General features: G+C 44.1%; 10 protein-coding genes. 5 read left to right on the forward strand and 5 right to left on the reverse strand.

Annotated elements, in window-relative coordinates:
* Positions 1 to 16: 16 nt before the first annotated feature.
* Entirely contained in the window at positions 17 to 670 is a 654-nt protein-coding gene (locus R1T43_RS09150; protein ID WP_317355229.1) for a dUTP diphosphatase, read from the reverse strand.
* 572 nt (positions 671 to 1242) lie between these two features.
* Here R1T43_RS09150 and recC point away from each other — a divergent pair.
* From recC to recD, 3 genes are read left to right on the forward strand one after another with little or no spacing between them, the layout of a single operon-like run.
* Positions 1243 to 4797: an exodeoxyribonuclease V subunit gamma gene (gene recC, locus R1T43_RS09155; protein WP_317355231.1), complete on the forward strand. Its 3555-nt coding sequence runs from the start codon at positions 1243 to 1245 to the stop codon at positions 4795 to 4797.
* Complete coding sequence (recB, locus tag R1T43_RS09160) at positions 4794 to 8942, forward strand: exodeoxyribonuclease V subunit beta (RefSeq protein ID WP_317355234.1); 4149 nt, start codon at positions 4794 to 4796, stop codon at positions 8940 to 8942. Before recC ends, recB begins: the two co-directional genes overlap by 4 nt.
* The gene (recD, locus tag R1T43_RS09165; RefSeq protein WP_317355237.1) at positions 8939 to 10999 is read left to right on the forward strand and encodes an exodeoxyribonuclease V subunit alpha; all 2061 of its coding nucleotides are present in this window, start codon (positions 8939 to 8941) and stop codon (positions 10997 to 10999) included. Before recB ends, recD begins: the two co-directional genes overlap by 4 nt.
* A 98-nt stretch (positions 11000 to 11097) precedes the next feature.
* On the opposite strand, the gene R1T43_RS09170 is transcribed toward recD, so the two are convergent.
* The gene (locus R1T43_RS09170) at positions 11098 to 11514 is read right to left on the reverse strand and encodes a hypothetical protein (protein WP_211071306.1); all 417 of its coding nucleotides are present in this window, start codon (positions 11512 to 11514) and stop codon (positions 11098 to 11100) included.
* Between the two features lie 194 nt (positions 11515 to 11708).
* Between R1T43_RS09170 and R1T43_RS09175 the strand changes: the two genes are divergently transcribed.
* Complete coding sequence (locus R1T43_RS09175; RefSeq protein WP_317355241.1) at positions 11709 to 16106, forward strand: hypothetical protein; 4398 nt, start codon at positions 11709 to 11711, stop codon at positions 16104 to 16106.
* 606 nt (positions 16107 to 16712) lie between these two features.
* Positions 16713 to 17897: a pyridoxal phosphate-dependent aminotransferase gene (locus R1T43_RS09180; RefSeq protein ID WP_061997686.1), complete on the forward strand. Its 1185-nt coding sequence runs from the start codon at positions 16713 to 16715 to the stop codon at positions 17895 to 17897.
* Between the two features lie 189 nt (positions 17898 to 18086).
* Here R1T43_RS09180 and R1T43_RS09185 read toward each other — a convergent pair whose 3' ends face one another.
* From R1T43_RS09185 to R1T43_RS09195, 3 genes are all read right to left on the reverse strand, one after another.
* The gene (locus tag R1T43_RS09185) at positions 18087 to 18350 is read right to left on the reverse strand and encodes a Rho termination factor N-terminal domain-containing protein (RefSeq protein ID WP_317355246.1); all 264 of its coding nucleotides are present in this window, start codon (positions 18348 to 18350) and stop codon (positions 18087 to 18089) included.
* A gap of 470 nt (positions 18351 to 18820) precedes the next feature.
* On the reverse strand, positions 18821 to 19996 hold the full coding sequence (locus R1T43_RS09190) for a saccharopine dehydrogenase family protein (protein WP_317355249.1): 1176 nt from the start codon (positions 19994 to 19996) through the stop codon (positions 18821 to 18823).
* Between the two features lie 228 nt (positions 19997 to 20224).
* The gene (locus R1T43_RS09195; protein WP_410549005.1) at positions 20225 to 21433 is read right to left on the reverse strand and encodes an aminotransferase class I/II-fold pyridoxal phosphate-dependent enzyme; all 1209 of its coding nucleotides are present in this window, start codon (positions 21431 to 21433) and stop codon (positions 20225 to 20227) included.
* Positions 21434 to 21585: the final 152 nt, after the last annotated feature.

Genomic DNA, 21585 nt, shown 5'->3' on the forward strand with positions numbered 1-21585 from the left:
CCCAATGTCAGTTAAATTAGGCTGTGTATCTTGCCTGAAGCCCTTTATACACGTTGTCACTGAAATTAGCGTCTGATAGGTTTAAGTCATTCATGACTTCAACCAAATGTTCGTTATCTTCACGTCCTTGCCATTCTTTTTTGTAGGTGCCTTCTTTATAACCGTTGTCTTGACGGAAAAAGTTTAGAACGTTTTTGCCCACGTATTGACGATAAAGTTCGTCGGCATGCATATCGCACTGCTCAACAATTTCCATGAAAAGCGGCACACTAAAACGTTTAGCGGCACAAAGCCCTGTCATCAATTCTAAGTTGTCTAACAGCGATTGCTGTTTTGGTTGGTAGTCTCTACCGTCGAAAGTAACGGTTACATCACCTAAAGCTAATTGTGCGGCAATGCTTTCAGCAGCAGTACTGACTTCACCTTCAGAATCGATGATGCACGCAGATAGCGCGAAGTGCCAAATATCGACCAATTCCATTTGCAGTTGTGGCAAATCTTTTTGCTGTGCTTTCCACCATTTCCAGCCGTGGTGTTCAATCGCTTCAACAGATTCCACCATAGCGGCTCGCAAATAACCGTAGCCTGCATTAATCCAATCGGGATTAACTTTTGTGTTCATTTTGTCTTGTAGTGCGAGCATGGTGGCAAGTTGTTGTTGTGTAAGCATTATTATTCCTAAAACGATGTCTTTATCAAATTAAGCGTTACGTTGCGGTAAGCCTAATTTCTAATTGAGGAAATTGTACTGCAATGCGAAGAGTCAGTGAATGTTTATTGATGACTTATTTAGGGTAATGCTGTTGCAGGTTTAGTCCGAAACACGGGCTGAATTCATGGTGCATAAATGGTGCACCTGCACCATTAGTAACCTAAGGAAAGACTTATATAAAACACAGGTTTAATTAAGCTGTTGATTTTATTTGAATTAAAAGTTGGCACTTAACCTGCAAAATCATTTTTGTTAACTGTGTTATGCAGTAGCGCTAACGTGAATGAGCGCCAGGCAACGCTTATTCACGTTGCTACTGGGTAACCCGTAAACCTTACCCATACAGGTTTTTCGTGTCCTGAGGCCTGTATGGGTTTTTTTCTTTTTATTGTCTCTTCCTAGTAGTCATCAACTAAACGCTTTCCTTTAATAATATCGCTTAAATCTGTTTAAATTCAGCTTACCTCTTCATTGAATTACGATACACTCAATATCATAACGCCCGCTGAATACGACAAAGGATTTTCCGATTGCTCGCGCTTTATCCATCGAACAAACTTGAACACCTCAGCTTCCTTCTTACTACGCTAATCAAGCATCAACCTAATGGCGTTTTTACCCCTGAAACCATACTGGTAGAAAGCCCAGGCATGCAGCATTGGGTAAGTATGCAACTTGCTAAAGAGCAAGGCGTGGCGATGAACCTTGATTTTCCTTTACCGGTTCGCTTTATGTGGAACACGGCAAGGTTAGTGTTGGGTAAAGATAAAGTACCTAAGCAGTCGCCTTACCGACGAGAAGTGCTTGCATGGCGCATTGATGCACTTTTACAGGAACCATCTCTACAATCTACAACAGCGTTTGAGCAGGTTAATAAATACTGGTTACAAGCGGGAAGTGAGCAAGAGCAGGGCGTACAGCGATTGCAATTGGCAACCGCATTAGCCGATGTATTCGAGCAGTACTTATTATATCGCCCAGATTGGTTGTTTGCGTGGGAAGAAAACCAGCGCAAAACGAATGATGAGTCTGAAATTTGGCAAAGTGAAATATGGCGTCATCTAGCCAAGCAAGAACCTTTGCACCCAGCAAGGCTACACCAACTTACCCTTACCGCGTTAAATAACGACGGTCATCTTGAAAGCGGCGTTAGCGAATTACCCAACCGTATTGTGGTGTTTGCTATTAACACCATGGCGCCGCAGTTGATTGCCTTTTTCGATGCGCTAGCGGCGCACATCGATATTCATATTTTTCATTTGAACCCCAGTGTTAATTACTGGGGCGATGCGAAAAGCGATAGCGAACTCGCAAGGCAGCTGCGCATGGACGGGCTAGAGAAATGGATGCAGACGGATCAAAGTAACCCGTTATTAGGTAATTTGGGTCAACAGGGCAGAGAGCTTTTTAATTTGCTCACCGATTTAGACACGTTTGAAGTCAGTGCCTTCGATGCCCCCATTCCAGCTGATAGTGAAAGCGGTGAAATCTTATTACTGAACCAAATTCATAACGATATATTAGAAGCGTTACCGGCAACGCCTTTCGCAAGTATAAAAAGCACAGAAGCAGACGCCTGTGGAAACACGGATGACAGTGTCACCATTATGTGTACCCATTCAGCGCTACGTGAAGTACAGGTGCTGCACGATCATTTACTGCACTGGTTATCGCAAGACACTTCACGAACGCCATCTGATGTGCTGGTGATGTGCCCCGCGATAGAAAACTACGCCCCATTTGTAGACACGGTATTTCATCGTGTGGGAACCAAAGCGCTAGGGGGCAATGGACCAGTGCGCTTGCCATGTTCTATTGCCGATAGAAGCCCAATGGATGCAGAGCCTCTTATTGCTGCTTACATGACACTCCTTCATTTGCCAGATAGCCGTTTTGGTGTATCAGATATTGTCGATTACTTGCAACTAGATGCGGTACAAAAGCGCTTTAGTATTGCGCAAGATGATATTGACCAAATGACAGTATGGCTTAAGCAAGCTCATATTCACTGGGGGTTAGACGGCAGCCACAAAGCCAATGTATCGGCAGGAGCCACCCATGAAAACACTTACAGCTGGTGGTGGGGAATTAGGCGTTTATTGTTAGGTATGTTAGCGCCTGATAGCGAAGGTATTATCGATGACATGCTGACCATTCCCGATGTGGAGGGGCAGTCGACGGTAACTCTAGGTAAGCTTATCCATGTTATCGAGCTGCTTGGCAGATTTGCTACTGAGCTTAATACCCCGCGAAGCCCGAATGCGTGGGGTGCCGATTTATTAGCACTGCGTGATACCTGCTTTACCCCAACCAAAGAGCAAGAGCACAGCTGGGATCTTATTGCTAAGGTAGCCGCTGATTTGGCTGCTCGATGTGAAGAAGCAGGTTATACCTACGATTTAAGTTTACGTCAGGTGAGGGAATTACTGCTAAGTCGTTTCTCGTCTCCCGATGCAGGTAACCACTTTATGACGGGGCAAGTCACGGTGTGTTCTATGCTGCCTATGCGTAGTATCCCGTTTAAAAAAGTGTGCATATTAGGGCTTAACGATAGCGAGTTTCCTCGTAAGTCTACACCGTTAGGCCTCGATTTAATGGCGGGGCCTGATAGAAGAGTAGGCGACCGTTCCCGTCGTTTAGAAGACCGCTATCTGTTTTTAGAAGCGATTATTTCGGCCAGAGAAAGCCTGTATTTAAGCTACCAAGGTAACGATGTAAAAAATAACAGTGAGCGTCAGCCTAGCTTAGTATTGGGCGAATTTCTGGATATGTTAGATACGGGCTATCAGGTAAATATTGGCCATTATTTAAAACATGCGCCATTGCACCCGTTCAGTGAAAGTGCGTTTACCGGCACACTTCCTAGCTATGAAACGGGCTGGTTGCGCTTAGCCCAATCACTACGTGATGCTGTTTCGACTGCCGCCGAAACCGAAAGCCCTGAAATAGAAAGCCCTGAAATAGAAAGTTCACTCACGCCTTTGGCGGTAGACAGCACACCTGAAAACACCAGCTTTCAGTGTATGCAGGTGGCACGCGCGTTTCGCGACCCACTAGAGTTCTTTTCGCAGCAACGATTAGGGGTAAACTTATCCCAGTCATTCACCTTGTTAGACAATAGCGAACCTTTTGAAACAAATGCGCTAGTGCGATACCAAGTACTCGATGCTATGTTTTCTTCCAGTGCTTCATTTGATGATGCGAATGCAGCAACCCTTCAGCACAGCGATAGAGTAGTGCAATTCGCCGCGCTTCGTGGTGATATTCCCAATAACCCTGTGGCTCAAGAGGAGCTAGAGCTGTGGAAGGAAAGCGCGGTAGCCCTTACCCAAGCGATGGGGCCCCATGATGCCGAACCTAAACGATCGCAATTTGCAGGCAATCACTTTACCTTTACTGCCAGTGCGCTTGAAGGCGGAAACAGCCTAATGCAGCCGTGCGCAGGTAAGGTGAATGATATAAGAGCCTTAGGGTACTTTATGACCCAGCTGGTGTTTAGCGCAAGCGATGAAGTAACACCCCACACTCAATACCCGCTAGATATCTTTTACTGCGATTGGGTAAAAGGTGAAACCAAGTTAATGAAGCGCACGTTTCCAGCAGTGGACAAAAACACTGCCCGCCAAATTTTGTTAAGTATTGAATCATTATTCGTTGGCATATTAAGCGCCCCAACGCCCGTGTATAGCTCATTAATGAGTTCTGTTGTAAGTGGTACTAAGAAATCACCTGGCACCCTTTTGGCAAACAAAGTCACCTTACCCACATTTCTTGCTAGCCTTGAGGCCCACGGTATACAAGGTATAGAAGATATTGGTGATCAAGGTAGTGTTGATACCGAAAACTCAGAGGAACTCGGCAAGTCGCTCATACCTGATATACGCGCATTTTTTGCCAGTGATGATGCCCAGCGCATACTTAAAAATTGGCTACAGTCATCGGGGCAATTTACCGCTGATATCGCGAGTAACCCTTATGTTAAATGGTTATTTCCTGATGGCGTGAGTTGGGAAGATGTGCCAACCACACACGCATTTTTAGTGTTTGCTTTGGTCGTTAACATTTCATCAGAGGAGCAGTTATGAGCTTTTCTAACCGTGAAGCATCCACAAGTACTTTGTCTACAAGAGCCTCGTCCACAAAAGAAGCCCAATTGCTAAACGTGCCAGCCATGCCATTAAAAGGACGGCATTTAATTGAAGCCAGTGCGGGCACGGGTAAAACCTATAACATCACTCGTTTATACTTACGCTTATTGTTAGAGAAAAAACTTAACGTAAAAGAGATTTTGGTGATGACCTTCACCAAAGCGGCCACCGAAGAAATTAAAGGCCGTGTGGCCAAAACGCTACGAGAAGCCACCGCGTTTTGGGAAGCGTGTTTGGAAGTCGATGACTCTGATACAGGTGTTAGCAGTACAACTGATGAGAATGACAATAGCGCTCTCGGTTTAAATGAAAACACTGACTTAGCTGCGCTATTAAACAGTACCGATCCTGTTTATGCCCATTTATATCGGGCCTGTTCACCTAAAGACAGTTTGGCTCTGCTAAAAGCCGCGCAACTTGAACTCGATGATGCATCTGTCTTTACTATTCATGGCTTTTGCCAGCATGTGATTGGGCAATTAGCGTTTAACAGTGGTTTTGCAATGGCGCTGAACTTAAGTAAAGACACTAGCGACCTTTATTTGCAAGCGGCGCAAGATTGGATAAGAAAAGTCTCGCAGAATGAAGCCGACTTCATGTTGTTGGCTGAACAAGGCTGGCATGTGCCAGAGAGCCTATTAAATGAATTTTCTTCAAGTGTAAGAAGCGCACTTACACCGGTTTTGTTAGATGAAGAAACCATAGAGAAGGCTTTTACCGCTAGCCTGCACGAAAACGAGAGTACTGCGCCTGCACAGTTTACGTTCCATTTTAATAATATTGTGGATAACGAAACGCTTATACATGAGCAATTACTTAAAAAGCCTGATCATAAGGCCGTGCGCACGCCTGAACTCGCTGCACTTAAATCTTGGCTTGAAAGCGCTGAATATGAGCCGTTACCGCCAGAGGGCGCCGCGTTTCTTGATGGCCGCCGGTTTGGACGAAACAAGTCTGGGGTAAAAGAAATTCTTGCGCCTATCAAAGGCTTTGCCGATGCCATATTAGCGGCATGCAAAGAAAAGCAAGATAACCTCGATAAAATTCCTGTTTTTACTCTGGTTAACGATGCTATTAGTTTTATTAAAGCCAATGTGGCGGCGCAAAAGCAGCAACTTGGGGTTATCGATTTTGACGACCTTATTCGTATGCTCGCCGATGAAGTGGTTAAGCCTAATAACAGCTTAGTGCCCGAGCTTAGAAAGAAATTCCCCGTTGCCTTAATTGATGAATTTCAAGATACCGATGCCAAGCAATACGCTATTTTAGATGCGGTCTACCCCAACGCAGACGCTAGTGTCGTCGATGTGAATGCTCCAGAAGACACGGGCTTCGAACCCGGCTTAGCTTTCGAAAAAGATGCTGGCGTTGAATCAAGTGCAGGCAAGCGAAACAGTGACAACGCGCTACTCATGATTGGCGACCCTAAACAAGCGATTTACCGCTTTAGGGGCGGCGACATTTTTACTTATTTAAAAGCAGGGCAGCAGGCGGATTATCGCTGGGTAATGAACACCAACTGGCGTTCGGTGGCCGGCATGGTGAAGGCCTATAACCGGTTGTTTTACGGCGCGCCGGTTCCGCAAACACCTGCGCTACAAGAGCCCGACCTACAAGAACCAAGCTCGCATGCGTCAGTTCCAAAAGAGTCTAGCGCTAGAAATGTGTTTGGCTTTAATATTCAATATAATCCGGTGGAATTTACACCCAAAGCCGCGGCAGCAACGCACCCACTTCACGATCCTAATGCTGAGCGTGATGCAATGAATTACGTGAGTTTTAGTTTAGATGAAAAAAGTGATGCGAATACGCTGCGTCGTGGGTTAGCGCAGTGGATAGCGCAAGAGATTTACCGTTTGTTTAACGAGGTGACTTTTGTAGATGAAAAGAAACCCGCTAGGCCAGTAAAACCTGCTGATATTGCCATATTGGTAAAAAACCGTAATGAAGCCTCGGTAATTAAATATGTATTACAGCAACAGGGGTTAGCCTGCGTTTACTTAAGCGATAGAAGTAATTTATTTGCTACCCCAGAGGCTAAAGATGTACTGCGATTACTCAATGGCGTGTGGCACAACACTGATACTAGCAAGGTGGCCTCTAGTTTGGCTTCACCTTTATGGGGATACACTCCGCAAACCCTCGTTAACTTGTTGTATCACGAAGACGATGCGCTATGGGATGAGGCTTACGACAAGGTCACCTCACTACGTGATATGTGGCTGCAAAAAGGCTGTATGAGCGTATTACTGCACCTGATGCAAGAGAATTACACGCCATATGGTTCTGAAGTAGAGCGTGCGCTTACTAATTACCAGCATCTAGCGGAAACCTTAGAAAAAGCGGGGGCAACGCATCAGCGCCCAGAGCAGTTACTTGATTGGCTACACAAGCAAATTCATCAGCCTGAAAGCGATGAAGAAATGACCCTTAGGCTCGAAAGTGATAGCCAGTTAATACGCTTGGTGACTCAGCATGGCTCTAAGGGCCTAGAGTATCCCATTGTGTTCGTCCCCTTTGCTACAGGTTACCGTGATCCAGCGAAAAGCGGAAAGTCTTACTCGCAAATATTTACTTACTACGATGAACAGAGCCAAGAATTGCAGCTGCAATTGGGCCGCACTAATACGGCAATTGAACGGGTACGCAAAGAGGGCGACGCAGAGGAAATGCGATTAGCCTATGTCGCCGTTACCCGAGCTGCCCATCGATGTTATATGGGCGTATTGCCATTAGACGGGCATGAAAAAAGCGCCTTGGCCCATGCACTTAACATCAACGACGATGAAGGCCGTGATTGGGGCACTATGCTAGACGCCATTGCTAATGAAACCGATGCTCACGCCACTCACATTAGTGCCGATTCGCTAGCGCATGAGTATTCAAGCTTTGACAGCACAGAAGTGGTTGTTCCCTTAAGTACGTTAACTTTTGAAGGGACAAGTAGCGAAGATTGGCGGTTATATTCTTTCTCGGCCATTAGCCGCATGACGGTAATGTCAGCAGGCCAAGCAGCAAAAGAGGTTAGCCAAACAGTACACAGCATTCCTGTTATGCAAACAATGCGAGACGAGGAGATAACATCAGATGATGGTTTTGCGGTTAGCTCGGTTGAGGTTGTTTCTGAGAACCAAATACGCTTTACCTTACAAAAAGGGGCGAGCGCCGGTAATTTACTGCATGACTTACTTGAGCTTAACGATTTTTCAGCGCCCAATTGGAATGAAAATGGGGCTGAACTTGCCGTTAGATTTGGGTTAGAGGCATCGCGTACTGAAGATTTATATACCTGGTTAGACGAAGTACTGGCTACGCCACTGGGTACAAACCAGTCGCCAAGTCATTTAACCCTGTCGGATCTTTCACTGGGGCAAACCCTTCGGGAAGCGGAGTTTTATTTTCCAATGAACGACAGTAAATGGAGTGAACTAAAACACATATTGTTTGAGCATAGAAAGTCTGTGGCAAAGCAGCTTGCATTAGATAACGGTGGCGAATCTGATACCAGTTTATCGATATCAGAGGCTCTTCCAGCAGAGCCAGTACCAGCAGCGCCTGTTCCGTCTTTAATGATGTCGGCTCTTGAAGGCATGATGCACGGATTTATCGACTTAATATTCACCCATGAAGGTAAGTACTATGTTGCCGATTATAAATCTACGTGGCTGGGCGATAGCGTATCGCACTATATGCCTCAGGCATTAAACGCCAATAATCAGCATCATTTGTACGACTTACAGTATTTAATCTATTGCTTAGCACTGCACAGATACCTTAAAAATGCCATTGTTGACTATACGCCGGAAGCGCATTTTGGAGGCGTGTATTATTTGTATTTACGGGGCATGCACCCAAGCAATAAAAACGGGGAGGGCGTCTTTTTCACGCCCATAGATTCGGTAACGCTGCAGGCTTTAGATAACTTGTTTTTAGGCCCAGTGATTTCAGAAGACGAGGCTTCATCAGAAGAGACCTCAGCCCAGAAGCCTTTAAATAACGAGGCATCAAGCGAAGCGTTTTCAGAAGACAAAGCCTCAAATGGCCCGTCACCCGATGCAGTACAAGGGGAGTTGGACCTATGATAAACAGTAACGAGTATTTAGAACAACTTTTCGGTATTGAAGCAATTGATCGTTTTGTCGCACTGGAATTCGCGTATTGCGAAAGGCTAACTGACGCTGAGCAGGTCATTTGGTTACATTTGCTGGTGACGTTGTCATTTATGCAGCGCAGCGGCCACAGTTGCTTATTACTGACTGAAATCGCAGGAACTCGGCTGTTTGTTGAGCCCGAGAGCAATCCAGAGAGCGAGCCCGAACTTGAACCCGGCACTGTTATTCAGTCACAAGCAGAACCTGATCCTATAGGATCAAGTACAGATACATCATCTCGCAAATTAGGCTACGCATTTCCGGGCCTGACCGAAATGATCAGTGTGATTAAAAAGGCACTGGGCAGTGAAAAAGGTGACAAGAATAACAAGCTATTCCCGCTATTTGTCTATCAATCAGGCAAATTGTACAGCCGCCGCTACTATAACTTTGAACAAGAGATTGCTGCCAGTATTGCAAATAGAACGCATGTAACAGCGCTAAGCGAAGACGGTCTATCACGGGTTAAGGCGCTATGGCCAGCTATGTTTCCAACTAACACCACTGATGAGCAAGACTGGCAACAAATCGCGGTGGCGAAAAGTTTAGTGCAGCAATTTAGTGTTATTAACGGTGGCCCTGGCACAGGGAAAACCTACACCGTACTCAGGCTGCTATTAGCGCTGCAAGCATGTAACCAGAATGAGCGCATAGTACTGGCTGCGCCCACCGGAAAAGCGCAGCAGCGCATGACCGAATCTATCGTGAGTAATTTGGAAACCTTAAGGGGTAAAATTGATGACAACCTGTTAAACAGTGTACCTACTGATGCGGTTACGCTTCATAGGTTATTAGGATTACGGGAACACACCATTGCTACGCGCTACAATCAGCAAAGCCCGCTTATGCTCGATGTGCTTATTGTGGATGAAGCGTCCATGGTTGACTTGGCGCTAATGGCCAGAATTATTCGCGCTTTACCGCCTCATGCACGTTTGTATTTTATTGGTGATGCCGATCAGCTGCCTGCTGTAGAGCTAGGTAACGTACTTGAGCAACTTGTACACGATAGCGACGAAGCAGAATTTGCCGAAACAGGTATACATGACAATAGTCATAGCCTAGGCGCAGTCACTAGTGAGCTACGCCAGCATATCGCCACTCTTTGCCCACATCTGCCTTTGCTGCCCGTGAACGAGAATGCCAAAACCTGGGTACATACCTTGCAAGCGCCTCAGCGATTTAAAGGGCAGGTGGCTGAAGTTGCTAGCGCTATCCAGGCCGGAAAAAGTAAACAGGCGCTTGATGCTATGCATTCGGAGGCTCCCGTAGACAAAAGCCCAAGCGAGAAAAAACACTGGCTACACGATGGTGTATTTATTCAACCTGAAAGCCGGTTTACAACCAGCGCGTTAAAAAAACTGGCACAAGAAAGCTACGAACCCGTGTTTAAAGCGCAAAGCGCCAAAGAAGCGCTTAGTTTGCTCAATCGCGTGCGATGGTTAACCCCAGTTCGAAGAGGCGACATGGGCGTTGAGGGGTTAAATATATTGGTGTTCGATGCAATCAAACACAATATTAAACGCCGAGAAGGTTTTTTCTACCAAGGCCAACCCATTATGATTGTGAAAAACAATCATCCACAGCGCTTATCAAACGGTGAGGTGGGAATTATCTGGCCTGATACTAACGGTAAACTATTGGCTTGGTTTGAAACTCAAGATGGCGGCCTACGTTCAATTTCGTTATCTCGGGTGCCTGCGTTTGAAACGGTATTTGCAATGACAATACATAAATCCCAGGGCTCAGAGTTTAAATACGTGGTGTTGTTACTGCCTAGGCCTGAAAGCGAAAAAGCAGCGGGTTTGTTTCATAGAGGGCTGGTTTATACTGGCCTAACACGGGCGAAAGATGGGTGTTTGGTTATAGCGAACACCACAACATTTAGCGCAATGGTAGAGCGGCGAGATAAGCGTTTTTCAGGTTTGTCAGAGGCAATTAAAATGCGTGTGCTAGAAGATGAAGAACGTGTTACCACTCCCAGTTAAAAGCTCAGACGAAACGCCAGTAGCTAAAACTTAGACGCTAAACGCAGGTAGGTTAACGGCTCCTGCTCACCTATTTGCGCATGGCTATATGTTATTAATTACACAGGGGTAAAGTAACATAATCCATATTCTTGAATGTCTCTGGGCGTTTTCGCTAGCAGGTATATGCGAAGCGCCGACGTAAAGCGTAATATTCCATTTTCCGCGCTAATAAATTGTGATGGTAGTGTGGTGGCAGTATTGCCTTTCACATTATCCATGCCAAGGGGATGCTGACCTGAACAAATATTAAAATAAACCAATCCCCCCATATCTACCCATCCTAATAAATTGTCAGGTTTAACAATGAAGCTGTCGTAAGTAAGTAGGTCTGTGTGAAAAGTAATACTCGCACCAAAGACCGGCTTGCTCGCAACCGCAATATCCGCATTACGCGTTAAGCTAAGTTTATACAAGCCATGATGTTCGGCACGAATGTCGTGGTTTGTATTGCTGTTGTCTACTAACGAGAGCATACACACATTGTCATAATGGTTTAAAGATAGATGTAGTGTGGTTTATGTCAGGCAAAATAGCGTTGATATGGATCAAAACGGGCTAAATCTCTCTTTATAGCTTAAGTCCTCGCAAATTATCTGTTTAAAAAATGTACAAATCTGTTTGTGTGAGCCATACTTATTTATCTTAATTCGACATGGATGTATGGATTATGCACACAGGCAGACATGAAGCCCTCAAACGTTACAGCCTACTTTTGCTCATTGCTATTTTGGTGGGCTCTGCATACTACTTTCTTCGAATTCAGCAGAATGAAATTCAGCAAAACCATGGTTACCTGCGGCAGTTAAACGAGGCGGGCAAGAGCCTACAGCAGTCTATTGATATGCTTTTAACAAGCGTGAAAGAAGAGTTTAAGCCTCAAGAAACTAAAAACGAAAGTGGAAATGAGAGCGAAAATAGAAATGAAAAGGTCAGTGAGTTTAAAAAGCGTATTAGTTCGAATGAAAACTTTAAACACCTTGTGATAGTGAATAGTATCACTAAAAATGAAGTAGAAAATGATGTTAGTACTGAAGAACCCGCCAAGGTCGAAGCAAATAAAGAAAATGGCGAATTTGACGCAAAGTCTCGTATTTTTAAAGTTCATGTAGCGCATAACACGGTAACAGTGCCCATCGCTGACCTTATCTCGAGTCATTTAAGCCCGTTTCCATTGCTTGTCATCAGTGATGAGAATGGAGAGGTCATTGCGGAAAAAAGACATAGTAATTTCGCGAAAGCGCTATCTGATCTTCGCTTTTCAAACGTAGAAGAATTACTCGGCGAAAAGGAAAATAATGAAACGGGTGCTAAAGGTAATCTAAAGGCGAGTGATTCTGTAGATAGGCAAATTGCTGGGCTATACCTTCGGGTTTATCGGCAACCCATTACAATAACTGGCCTAAATGCTGGAGGTACAGACGATTCGAAGACTCTCTACCTGTTAGCCTTCGTAGAAAAAAAAGAAGTGGTCCTCAATAACCTTAAAATTGGTAACAATACGGCGTTATGGATAGTACTTTTTTTAACACTGCTCGTTGCTACACTTCCTATTCTTAAAATTCAATACTGCGCTCCCACCTATAGCTATACGCGTTCTGATGTTACCCAATGTATTTTAGGATTATTTATTTTACTTGGGGTTGCCACGATAGCGATAAGTGATCAGCTCTTTTTTAGATATTGGCTTCAACAAAAGACGTTAGATTCTGCACATATACATAAAATGATAAGTTCAGATTTCGATAAAGAGTTATCGGAACTGTTGCTATTAGATTCTCGTTATTTTAAGAGAAGCCAAAGTGAAGTCATTTCAGGCTGTGTAGATTCAGGCGGTAGCGAAAAGAGTGATAACGCTACTGGTTTCTTGAATTGCTCACTTATCAATGAGCAATCAGTCGCTGATACCAGCGCTTATTTTATTGAAAACTGGTTCTTGCTCGGCAAAAGCGGTGTGGTGAGTCGCTATAAAGAGAATAGGCCTGACATGATTTTTCGCCCGCATAAAAACCTCCATAACTTTAAAAAAACACCTTTGAATGAACGGGAGTACTACAAACGAGCGTGGAATGAAGGTATGTGGCGCTTAGACACGCAGCTTGTTGGTAAATTTCACTATAAAACCACAGGGCAAAAAGTTTGCTGTGAACAATTGCTTGAATCCACTAACTCCATACCTCAGCAATTTTTCATTGAACGAATACGCAATATCGATGATGCAAGGTTTAATAGCCAATTGGTTTTCGAACATATCGATAAAGAAGGTGAAAATGGCACAGGCGAAATAACCAAGCGTATAAGCTCTATAGGTACGCTACTGACCAGCTTAAATCAGCGCATAATGCCGAAAAATATAGGGTATGCCGTTATCGACCAAGTGGGGAAAGTGCTCTACCACAGTAACGAAGAGCGAAGTTTAGTGGAGAATTTCGTGGCTGAAAACGGACACGATTTACAGCTTTTAACGACGCTATCCAACTTACAGAATATAGACGTTTACCAGCCCGCGCAGCTACAGTTAGATTATCGCGGAGAAGAACACAGCATGGTTATTGGGCCATTGCACTCTACTATACCTGAATGGGCGCTTGTGGTGTTCTACAACCAAGAAGAAGCGTCGCAAGTTAATATGCTGCTGGTGTTTCTAGCGGTTATCCTTTATTTAATACTTTTAATTCCCTTAGTACTTATAAGCCGATATGTTAGCTCGCAAGGTGTGTGGGCGCGTTTGTTTCATTATCAGTACGATGATGAAAATAGCACCACATCTAACGCAAACGTCATAGGGGGAGAGCGTAAAACCTATCGCTGGTTGGCCTTATGGATTTGGACTGCCTGCGCTATGCAACTTTTCACCATTGGCATTATCGATACCGTTATTCCACGGTTGGCCTTTTTGTCTTTTACGTTAACTTTCATGCTCATCATTTTGCAATTTATCTTTGTGCCCGTTGAAGTAGAGGGTAAGAAGTTATCATTAAAGGCTTTAGCATGGCGATACGTAAGCACGCCTAGTTTATTAGTTCGAATGCCGTTCTTTATTCCGTTGGTTTGCTTCGTCATGCTGTCTTTACTGCTTTTATCGGGAGTTTTCGCAAACACTGAAAACAGCCATGTATCGCATTCAAACTTCGAGTCGTTACTTTTTCCACTAATCGGAATAGGACTATTTTTGTTTAGTACTTATTTGATGTGGATGAAGTCTGTGCGCGAGGGAATTGCTGTTCAACCAAATAAAAAGCCCAGTACGTTGTCTGAGCTGAGCAGTCGCGTGCCGAACAGCTACATTTGGTATTTAGCGGGATGTATTTATCTTATTACGGTGGTACCTACGGTTATATTAGTGAATAGCGTAAACAGCTACATGCTAGAAGGGCAGGCAACCTTCCAGAACCAACATCTATTAGAGATGCAGCAACATGTCTCATTGGAAAGCCAGCAGTATCGAGCATTAATGTATCAAGAGCCATTGAGCTCAAGACAAGGGCTACCCGCTGCTAACCCCGAGATCCCCTTCAAGACTATATTCCCAGCATTAGAACGAGAGAATTGGGTAACATTAGATAAAGCTGAAGACTATTCATCGGTATTGAACAACAACACTGATACTTTTATTAACGCTATTGTCAGTAGTTTAGCGTTGCAAACGGATTCTGCAGCCGAGTATCGATTCAAAGCGGGTACCGATATAAAAACAACCAGTAACCACATACTCCATTACTCTTCACAACGCTTCATGCGAGCATCCAGTGCCTTTTATATTTTACCTGTGCTAATGATTACTGCTGTTTTCGTATTCAGTGTGTTTTGTGCAGCCCTATTGCTGATTAGTCGCAAGCTGTTAGGTGAGCATATCTTTGACAGCTATCGCTTGCGCCCGCCCTCTGAAGCAGAAGAAAGCGAGTATATTTGGAAGCAATTGACGCCACAAAATTCTACACGTATGCAGGTGCAATTTATCAGTCAACTCAGCCAATCTGACTTAGAAAACGCATTTTTAGCCCACGAACATACAATTTTCGAGAATAAAGTAGGTGACATTCAAGATTGGCTCACTCGAGTGAAAGAACCCGATTTCAATAAAATAATTAAAATAGATGAACTTGAGAACACGCCAACCATTATTTTAAAAGGGCTAAATAAAGCACTGCTTGATCATGCCGAACGGGATGCCGCATTTGAGCTTATTCAAACTCTTCAAAAACACAAGTGTCACTTGATATTAGTATCTGAAATGTCGCCGATGCAGTTACTTAGCCACGCCGAGAGCTTCCCTGCGTTTGAAACTGAACATTTACCGAGTAAAAACGAGCTATGGCAGTGGAGCAAATTACTTCGCAGTTTTTCTATACATTATTATTGGGTGGCCAGTAAGAAAAATACCCTCACCACATCGCCTACCGCCATTTCGGTACTGGCGCATGAATCTACACATTGGCCCGATTTACTCGATGTGCAACGGGCGTTTTTAGTTTACCACCTAGAAATAAAACTAAAGCGCTCAGCAGAAAATATTGATGCAGTATTGTCGGCGCTTAATGGCGTTAATGTGACTCACCTAAAAGAGGTGCAACACGCACTTAGACTGGACGATTTCTGGTCTCCTCAGCAAATAGTTGAGTTTTTTGTTCACCATGCCCGGCCTGCTTATCGCATGCGGTGGGAGCAATGCACAACGAACGAGCGGCTTATTCTGTTACAGCTCGCTCAAGGTGCTAAGTTAAACCCAGCCAGTGCTGAAATTGTTGGGCATTTACAACGAAGAGGTCTTATTTATCGAGATTGCGGATGGCACTTGGTGAATGAGAGTTTTAGGCAGTTTGTCATGAGCGCAGAGTCTGCGAAGCACATTGAAGTATGGCTTACAGAAACACGGTCTAGTATTTGGCATAATTTGCGGCCACCATTATTAATGCTGGTGGGGCTATTATTTCTGTTAGTGATTTTTAGTGCCAATATTGCCTTCGACTCTATCATTACTACATTAGCGGCGGTACTAGGCGTGCTACCCATGCTAATTACGAATTTGTCGAGCCTTAGAACATTGGAGATATTGCCTAAGGATTAACAAATTAAAATAGTAAAAGAATAAAAAATCACCTATTTTTTTTGATCTCGACATGCACCAATATGCACCAAATCACAGCATGATTTTTATCGTATTCGGTGCACTTCAATGAATTTGTGATTTAAGCAACTTGAAAAGGAAATGATGAAAAATAAGACCATTGCAACTCATGCTTTTATGCGCCTTTTAGCCCCAATAGTTATATAAAAGCGTGTAATAACTATAACCAGGGTGATAATAACTATGCTGCTAATTTAGGCTATTTTCTCTTAACTTCTAAGATAATAGTCAAAACACGAGTGATGAAATTTCGGCACTAATCCCTCTTCTTGCCAGATAACGGGCGACATTCTATCGTTGCACAATGCCATGTTCCCCTATACCTAAATACCAGAGTTTCACCGCCTTATATGTGGATTCTACGAAAGCTTATGTAAGGAAGAATTAAAAACACAATTTAGCTATTTATGAGCAATGTACATTTTTGAGCATTGCGCGCACTAAATAAGTGCAATGAATTCAGTGGGTTACTTAAAATTCTCACTTGCATGCCCGCTTGTTACCCATTAGTCTAAAATTCGGTGTACATATAAGGCTTAGTGGCAAATGAAACAAGAATTAAAAAATAATCCATCAGTTAACTCATCACGTCGTAAATGGTTAAAGTCAGTTGGTCTAGGTGCTGGCGCAGTTGCGCTAACAGCATGTGTAGACTCTAGCGTTAAAGAACTTAGCGCAGCAGGTATGAAAACGGATCATTTTCCTACTGCTACCCCTAATGTGAGTGACGGCCTTGTTCGTTTATCGTCTAATGAAAACGCCTTTGGCCCTTCAGCTAAAGCCGTAGATGCCATGCAAGGTGAATTATTCAACTTAGCACGCTACTCAGATGCTACGGTGGATGTGCTTAAAAGCAAAATTGCTGCACAAGAAGGGGTATCTGAAGATCAAATTATTGTTACCAATGGATCTTCTCCAATCTTATTTGGTTACGCCGATTGGATTACAAAAAACGGTAATAAACTGGTAACTTCAATGGCTACTTACGAGGGTGTACCTCGTGGCGCTGAATTCATGGGCGCTGATGTAACTTATGTTCCGCTAGATGCAGATATGAATTTCGATTTAGACGCGATTGAAGCTGCTGTCACTGAAGACACTACTGCCGTGTATATCTGTAACCCTAATAACCCAACGGGCACAGTGGTAGATGCTGCTAAGCTTACCGCGTTTGCAAAGCGCGTGTCTAAAAAGGCGCAGGTATTTATCGATGAAGCTTACATCGAAATGTCAGACGCTTATCCTGCTAACGTACAATCAAAGTTAGTGGCAGAAGGGCATGATGTCGTTATCTGCCGTACTTTCTCTAAAATTCACGCCATGGCAGGTCAGCGTTTAGGTTATGCCATTTTACCAGCGGAACAAGCTAAGAAGATGGGTGGCATGTTGCGCATGGGTGGTGTGAACTACTTAGCATTAGTTGCGGGTATGGCCAGCATGGAAGATCATGCAAACCTAAATACCATGCGCACGCGGGTAAAGGTTGAGCGTGAGAAGCTAACAGCCGCAGCTGAATCACTTGGGCAGGCTTATGCGAAAAACCCGCAAGGCAACTTCATCTACATGGATACCGGTATGCCACATGACGAGTTTGCAAAGTTAATGAAAGCGCAAGGTATTAAAGTGGTTGGCCGCACATGGCCTGGCTACGACACATGGTCGCGAATTAGTGTAGGTATTCCTGAAGAAACTGACGCGTGCGTAAAAGCATTAAAAACAGTGTTAGCATAATGCCGAAAGGTCTTTAAGGCCGGTAAGATATTAGAAAGACTAAATGCTGGTGAATTTGTTGTTGGCTTAATTGGTTCTAACAACAGCAAAATCACCGGCTTTTTATGTAGCCTTGATATAGCCTAGACCGACACACATTAGCATTACATACGCTTGTTATTTATTAATAAGGTTGCGCTCAATTTGCTATTAATGGTGTCGTAATGCGTCAATTAGCTCACCTTTGCTCATGGTTGAGCGACCCGAAATACCGACTTCTTTTGCTTTGTCGTACAGTTCTTGCTTCGTACGTTCTTCATACTTTTTACTTTCACCACCTTTTTTCGAGGGCGACTGCGCATCGTTGGCTTGCGCATTGGCAATTCTGGCTGATTTTTCTTTGCTGTAGCCTTTATCCCGAAGTGCTTCATACGTGTCGTCGTTTTTAATCTGTGCAGCGTGTTGGTTGGCCATGGTTATCTCCTTTACTCTTTTTCTCATCGGTAGTACCAAAAAAGTCGATAAGATTAATTTAGCCTTACTTTGTATACTTCAACTTGGCAATTTTGGTGCACTGATAGGTAAGAGGTAATAAGAGTTAATGAGCTAATGTGCGGAATAAACCCCACGTGTTCCTATGTGGCTAGTACCGATCCCTTCATCCATTTGCATACCGAGGGCAAGGATCTGCGAGGGGGCAGGCATCTTGTTGTTCAAAGGTTAGGAGTGAATAAGACGAAATCTGTTCAAACCTTTACACTTTGTTGGCAATTATCTGCTATGCAAAAGATAGGTGAGCATAAGCATGAAGGAATAGGGAGAGTGATAAGACTTAAGGAAAAAAGGCTAACTGAGGAGGGAGATGCAAGTGTGTAAAAAACAAAAACGCCGCGTGAAAAGTGACTCACAGCGGCGTTTTAAAGACGTAGTGTTATAGCAGTAGATTATTTCTCGACGTTAAACGTAAGCCCTGCTTTTTCAGTGAGACGAGAAATTAATTTATCGCCCAACGCAGATGCAGGTGTAAAGAATCCGCCAGAAAGTGACACATCTTTACAAAGGCAAAGGGCAGATTCTGAAATCATTTTACTGGTTGAGCCATAACCTGGGTCTTTATCACCGGTTACCGATACCGCCAGGGTCTCGCCATTAGTTGCCTCACCAATAAACATAACATCGTAAAACCCATTTTCACGTTCTTCTTTACTTGGGCCTTCACCCGGCTTAGGGCCACCCTCACCACCTAATGACTTGTCTTGGGCAACGTGGTTCGCCATCGCTTCGCCTTTCTCGCCCGGGCCAGTAAGCATCATTTCATCATACTGGAAGGCTTTACCGTAGGCGAAGTTCGCCAAGTAGTTAGAACGGTGTACGTTCTTAGTATTAATAGCTGCCATAATAAAAGGCGCAGCCCACGAACCTAAAGACTCGTCGTAGTATGGCTTGGTGCCATCGGGTTGTGGGTGACTTTGGTTAGCATCGGCAAGTGAGAACGGGTTAATAAGTGCAGACATGATTGATTTGTCTTTATGTGCCGCTACCATAGTCGCTTTTAAGCTGGCTGCTGTACCTCCAGAAAACGTACCCTGCATTTTTCTTACACGGCCTTTAACATATTCAATCGCTGCACCAGTTTGCTTTTTAGCGTGTTCTTGTAAAAAGTGAACGCCCAAATCGAAAGGTACAGAGTCGAAACCACACGAGAACACAATATTAGCACCAGTCTCTTTTGCTTTGGCTTCGTACTTGTTGATCATCTGGTGCATCCACGCAGGCTCACCACATAAATCGGTGTAGCCAGTGCCGTTGTCAACGCAGGCTGAAAGTAGTTTCTCACCGTAAATTTGATAAGGCCCTACAGTGGTCAGTACGACTGAAGTACGCTTAGTCAGCACATCTAGTGCTGCGTCGTCATCACCATCTGCAACAATACTTACTACCGCATCGCTAATGCCCAATTCGGCTTTAACATCGGCAAGCTTAGCTTCGTTGCGACCGGCAACAGCCCATTTTACGCTACTGTCGCTGCCATATTGGCGTTGAAAATACTCAGCTACCAATTTACCTGTGAAGCCTGTGGCACCAAAAATTACAACATCAAATTCCCGTTGATCGCTCATAAATATCGTGTCCTATTTTATTTTTCATGGAAGACTTATGTGCAACCAATATACGCAATCCATCAACCTTAAATTATTTTTTTAGGTAATAATTGAGTATTGATTTGGGTGTGAATACAAATGAAATTCACTACCAGTATAAAATGCGCACTCTTTCTTAAATTGATAAAGCAAAATAGATAAAGCAAAACAGTTAAATCGACATAGCTAAAAGCAAAAAAATAACGGCTAGCCAGTATATGTTTCAACAAATCGTTTTATCCGGGCTAAGCCTTCTTTTAACCGGCTTATCTCTGTGGCAAACGATAACCTCACATAACGGGTGGCATTGTGTTCACCAAAGTCATCACCGGGTGTTAATGCCACATATTCTTCTTCCAATAAACGGTCACAGAATTCAATGGCGGTAAGGCCAGTGGGTTCAATATTGATATACGCATAAAACGCGCCGTCTGGTGTGGCATCAATACTCAAGCCCATGTCTGCAATGGCTTGCATCACAAACGTAGCGCGGGTGCGCAATAGTGCTTTCTTCTGTTCACATTGGGCCAGTGATTCTGGTGTAAAGCAGGCGAGCGCCGCTTGCTGAGCAAGGGTAGAAGGGCAAATAAATAAATTTTGCGCTAATCGCTCCATAACTTGTGTCATGCCTTCGGGTACCACACACCAACCTAAACGCCATCCCGTCATACCGAAGTATTTGGAAAAGCTATTAATTACAATGGTATTGTTATGAAGGCTCTCATTCGCCAACACTGTGTTTAGTGGGGTAGGTTGTTCTGCAGTAGAAGGCGAGCCTTCACGTAAATCTAAGTTTAGGTAAATTTCATCAACAATAAGAAAACCATCGTTTTGCTTACAGGTTTCACCAATACTATATAATTCATTTTTAGCAATAGCGGTGCCGGTTGGGTTAGCGGGGCTGGCGATGAGGACGCCTTTGGTTTTACTATCCCAGTGGTGCGTTACATCGTTATGCGTTAACTGAAATTGTTGTTCGCTTGAAGTAGGCACTAATGTAACTTCGCCGCCAAAGGTGTTTAAAAATCGACGGTTACAGGGGTATGAGGGATCGCCAAGTATCACCTTATCGCCGTTTTCAACTAACGCTGCACTCACTAATAACAAAGCCGCAGATGCGCCAGCGGTAACCACAATGCGCGAAGCCGGAATATCAACGTTGTGCTGTGTTTTATAGAACTGGGCTATGGCGCTGCGAAGTTCAGGCAAGCCTAGCGCTGAAGTATACGGGTAATCAGCCTGAGACAGCGACTGCTTCATGGCTTCAACAACCGGTGTGGGCGCGCCAAAATCGGGCTCACCCAAATTTAACCGTATAACATCGTGCCCTTGATTGCTAAGCGCAGTGGCTTTTTCACCATAGGCCATGGCTAAAAAAGGAGATAGGGTGGTGGCTCGTGTAGCGTACTTCAACATGCTTTATTACAACGTGGGGTGACAATGCCCAGTACTATATCAATTGTGCAAACCTAATTACCAACAAAGTCGCCATACCTAATAACAAAAGCAGGTAGCGTTAACGTGTAGTCATTATCAATAGCGGTGCTAGACGCAATCTTTAATAGCAA

Origin of the sequence: Alteromonas sp. CI.11.F.A3 (assembly GCF_032925565.1) — a bacterium.
Classification (GTDB): Bacteria; Pseudomonadota; Gammaproteobacteria; order Enterobacterales; family Alteromonadaceae; genus Alteromonas.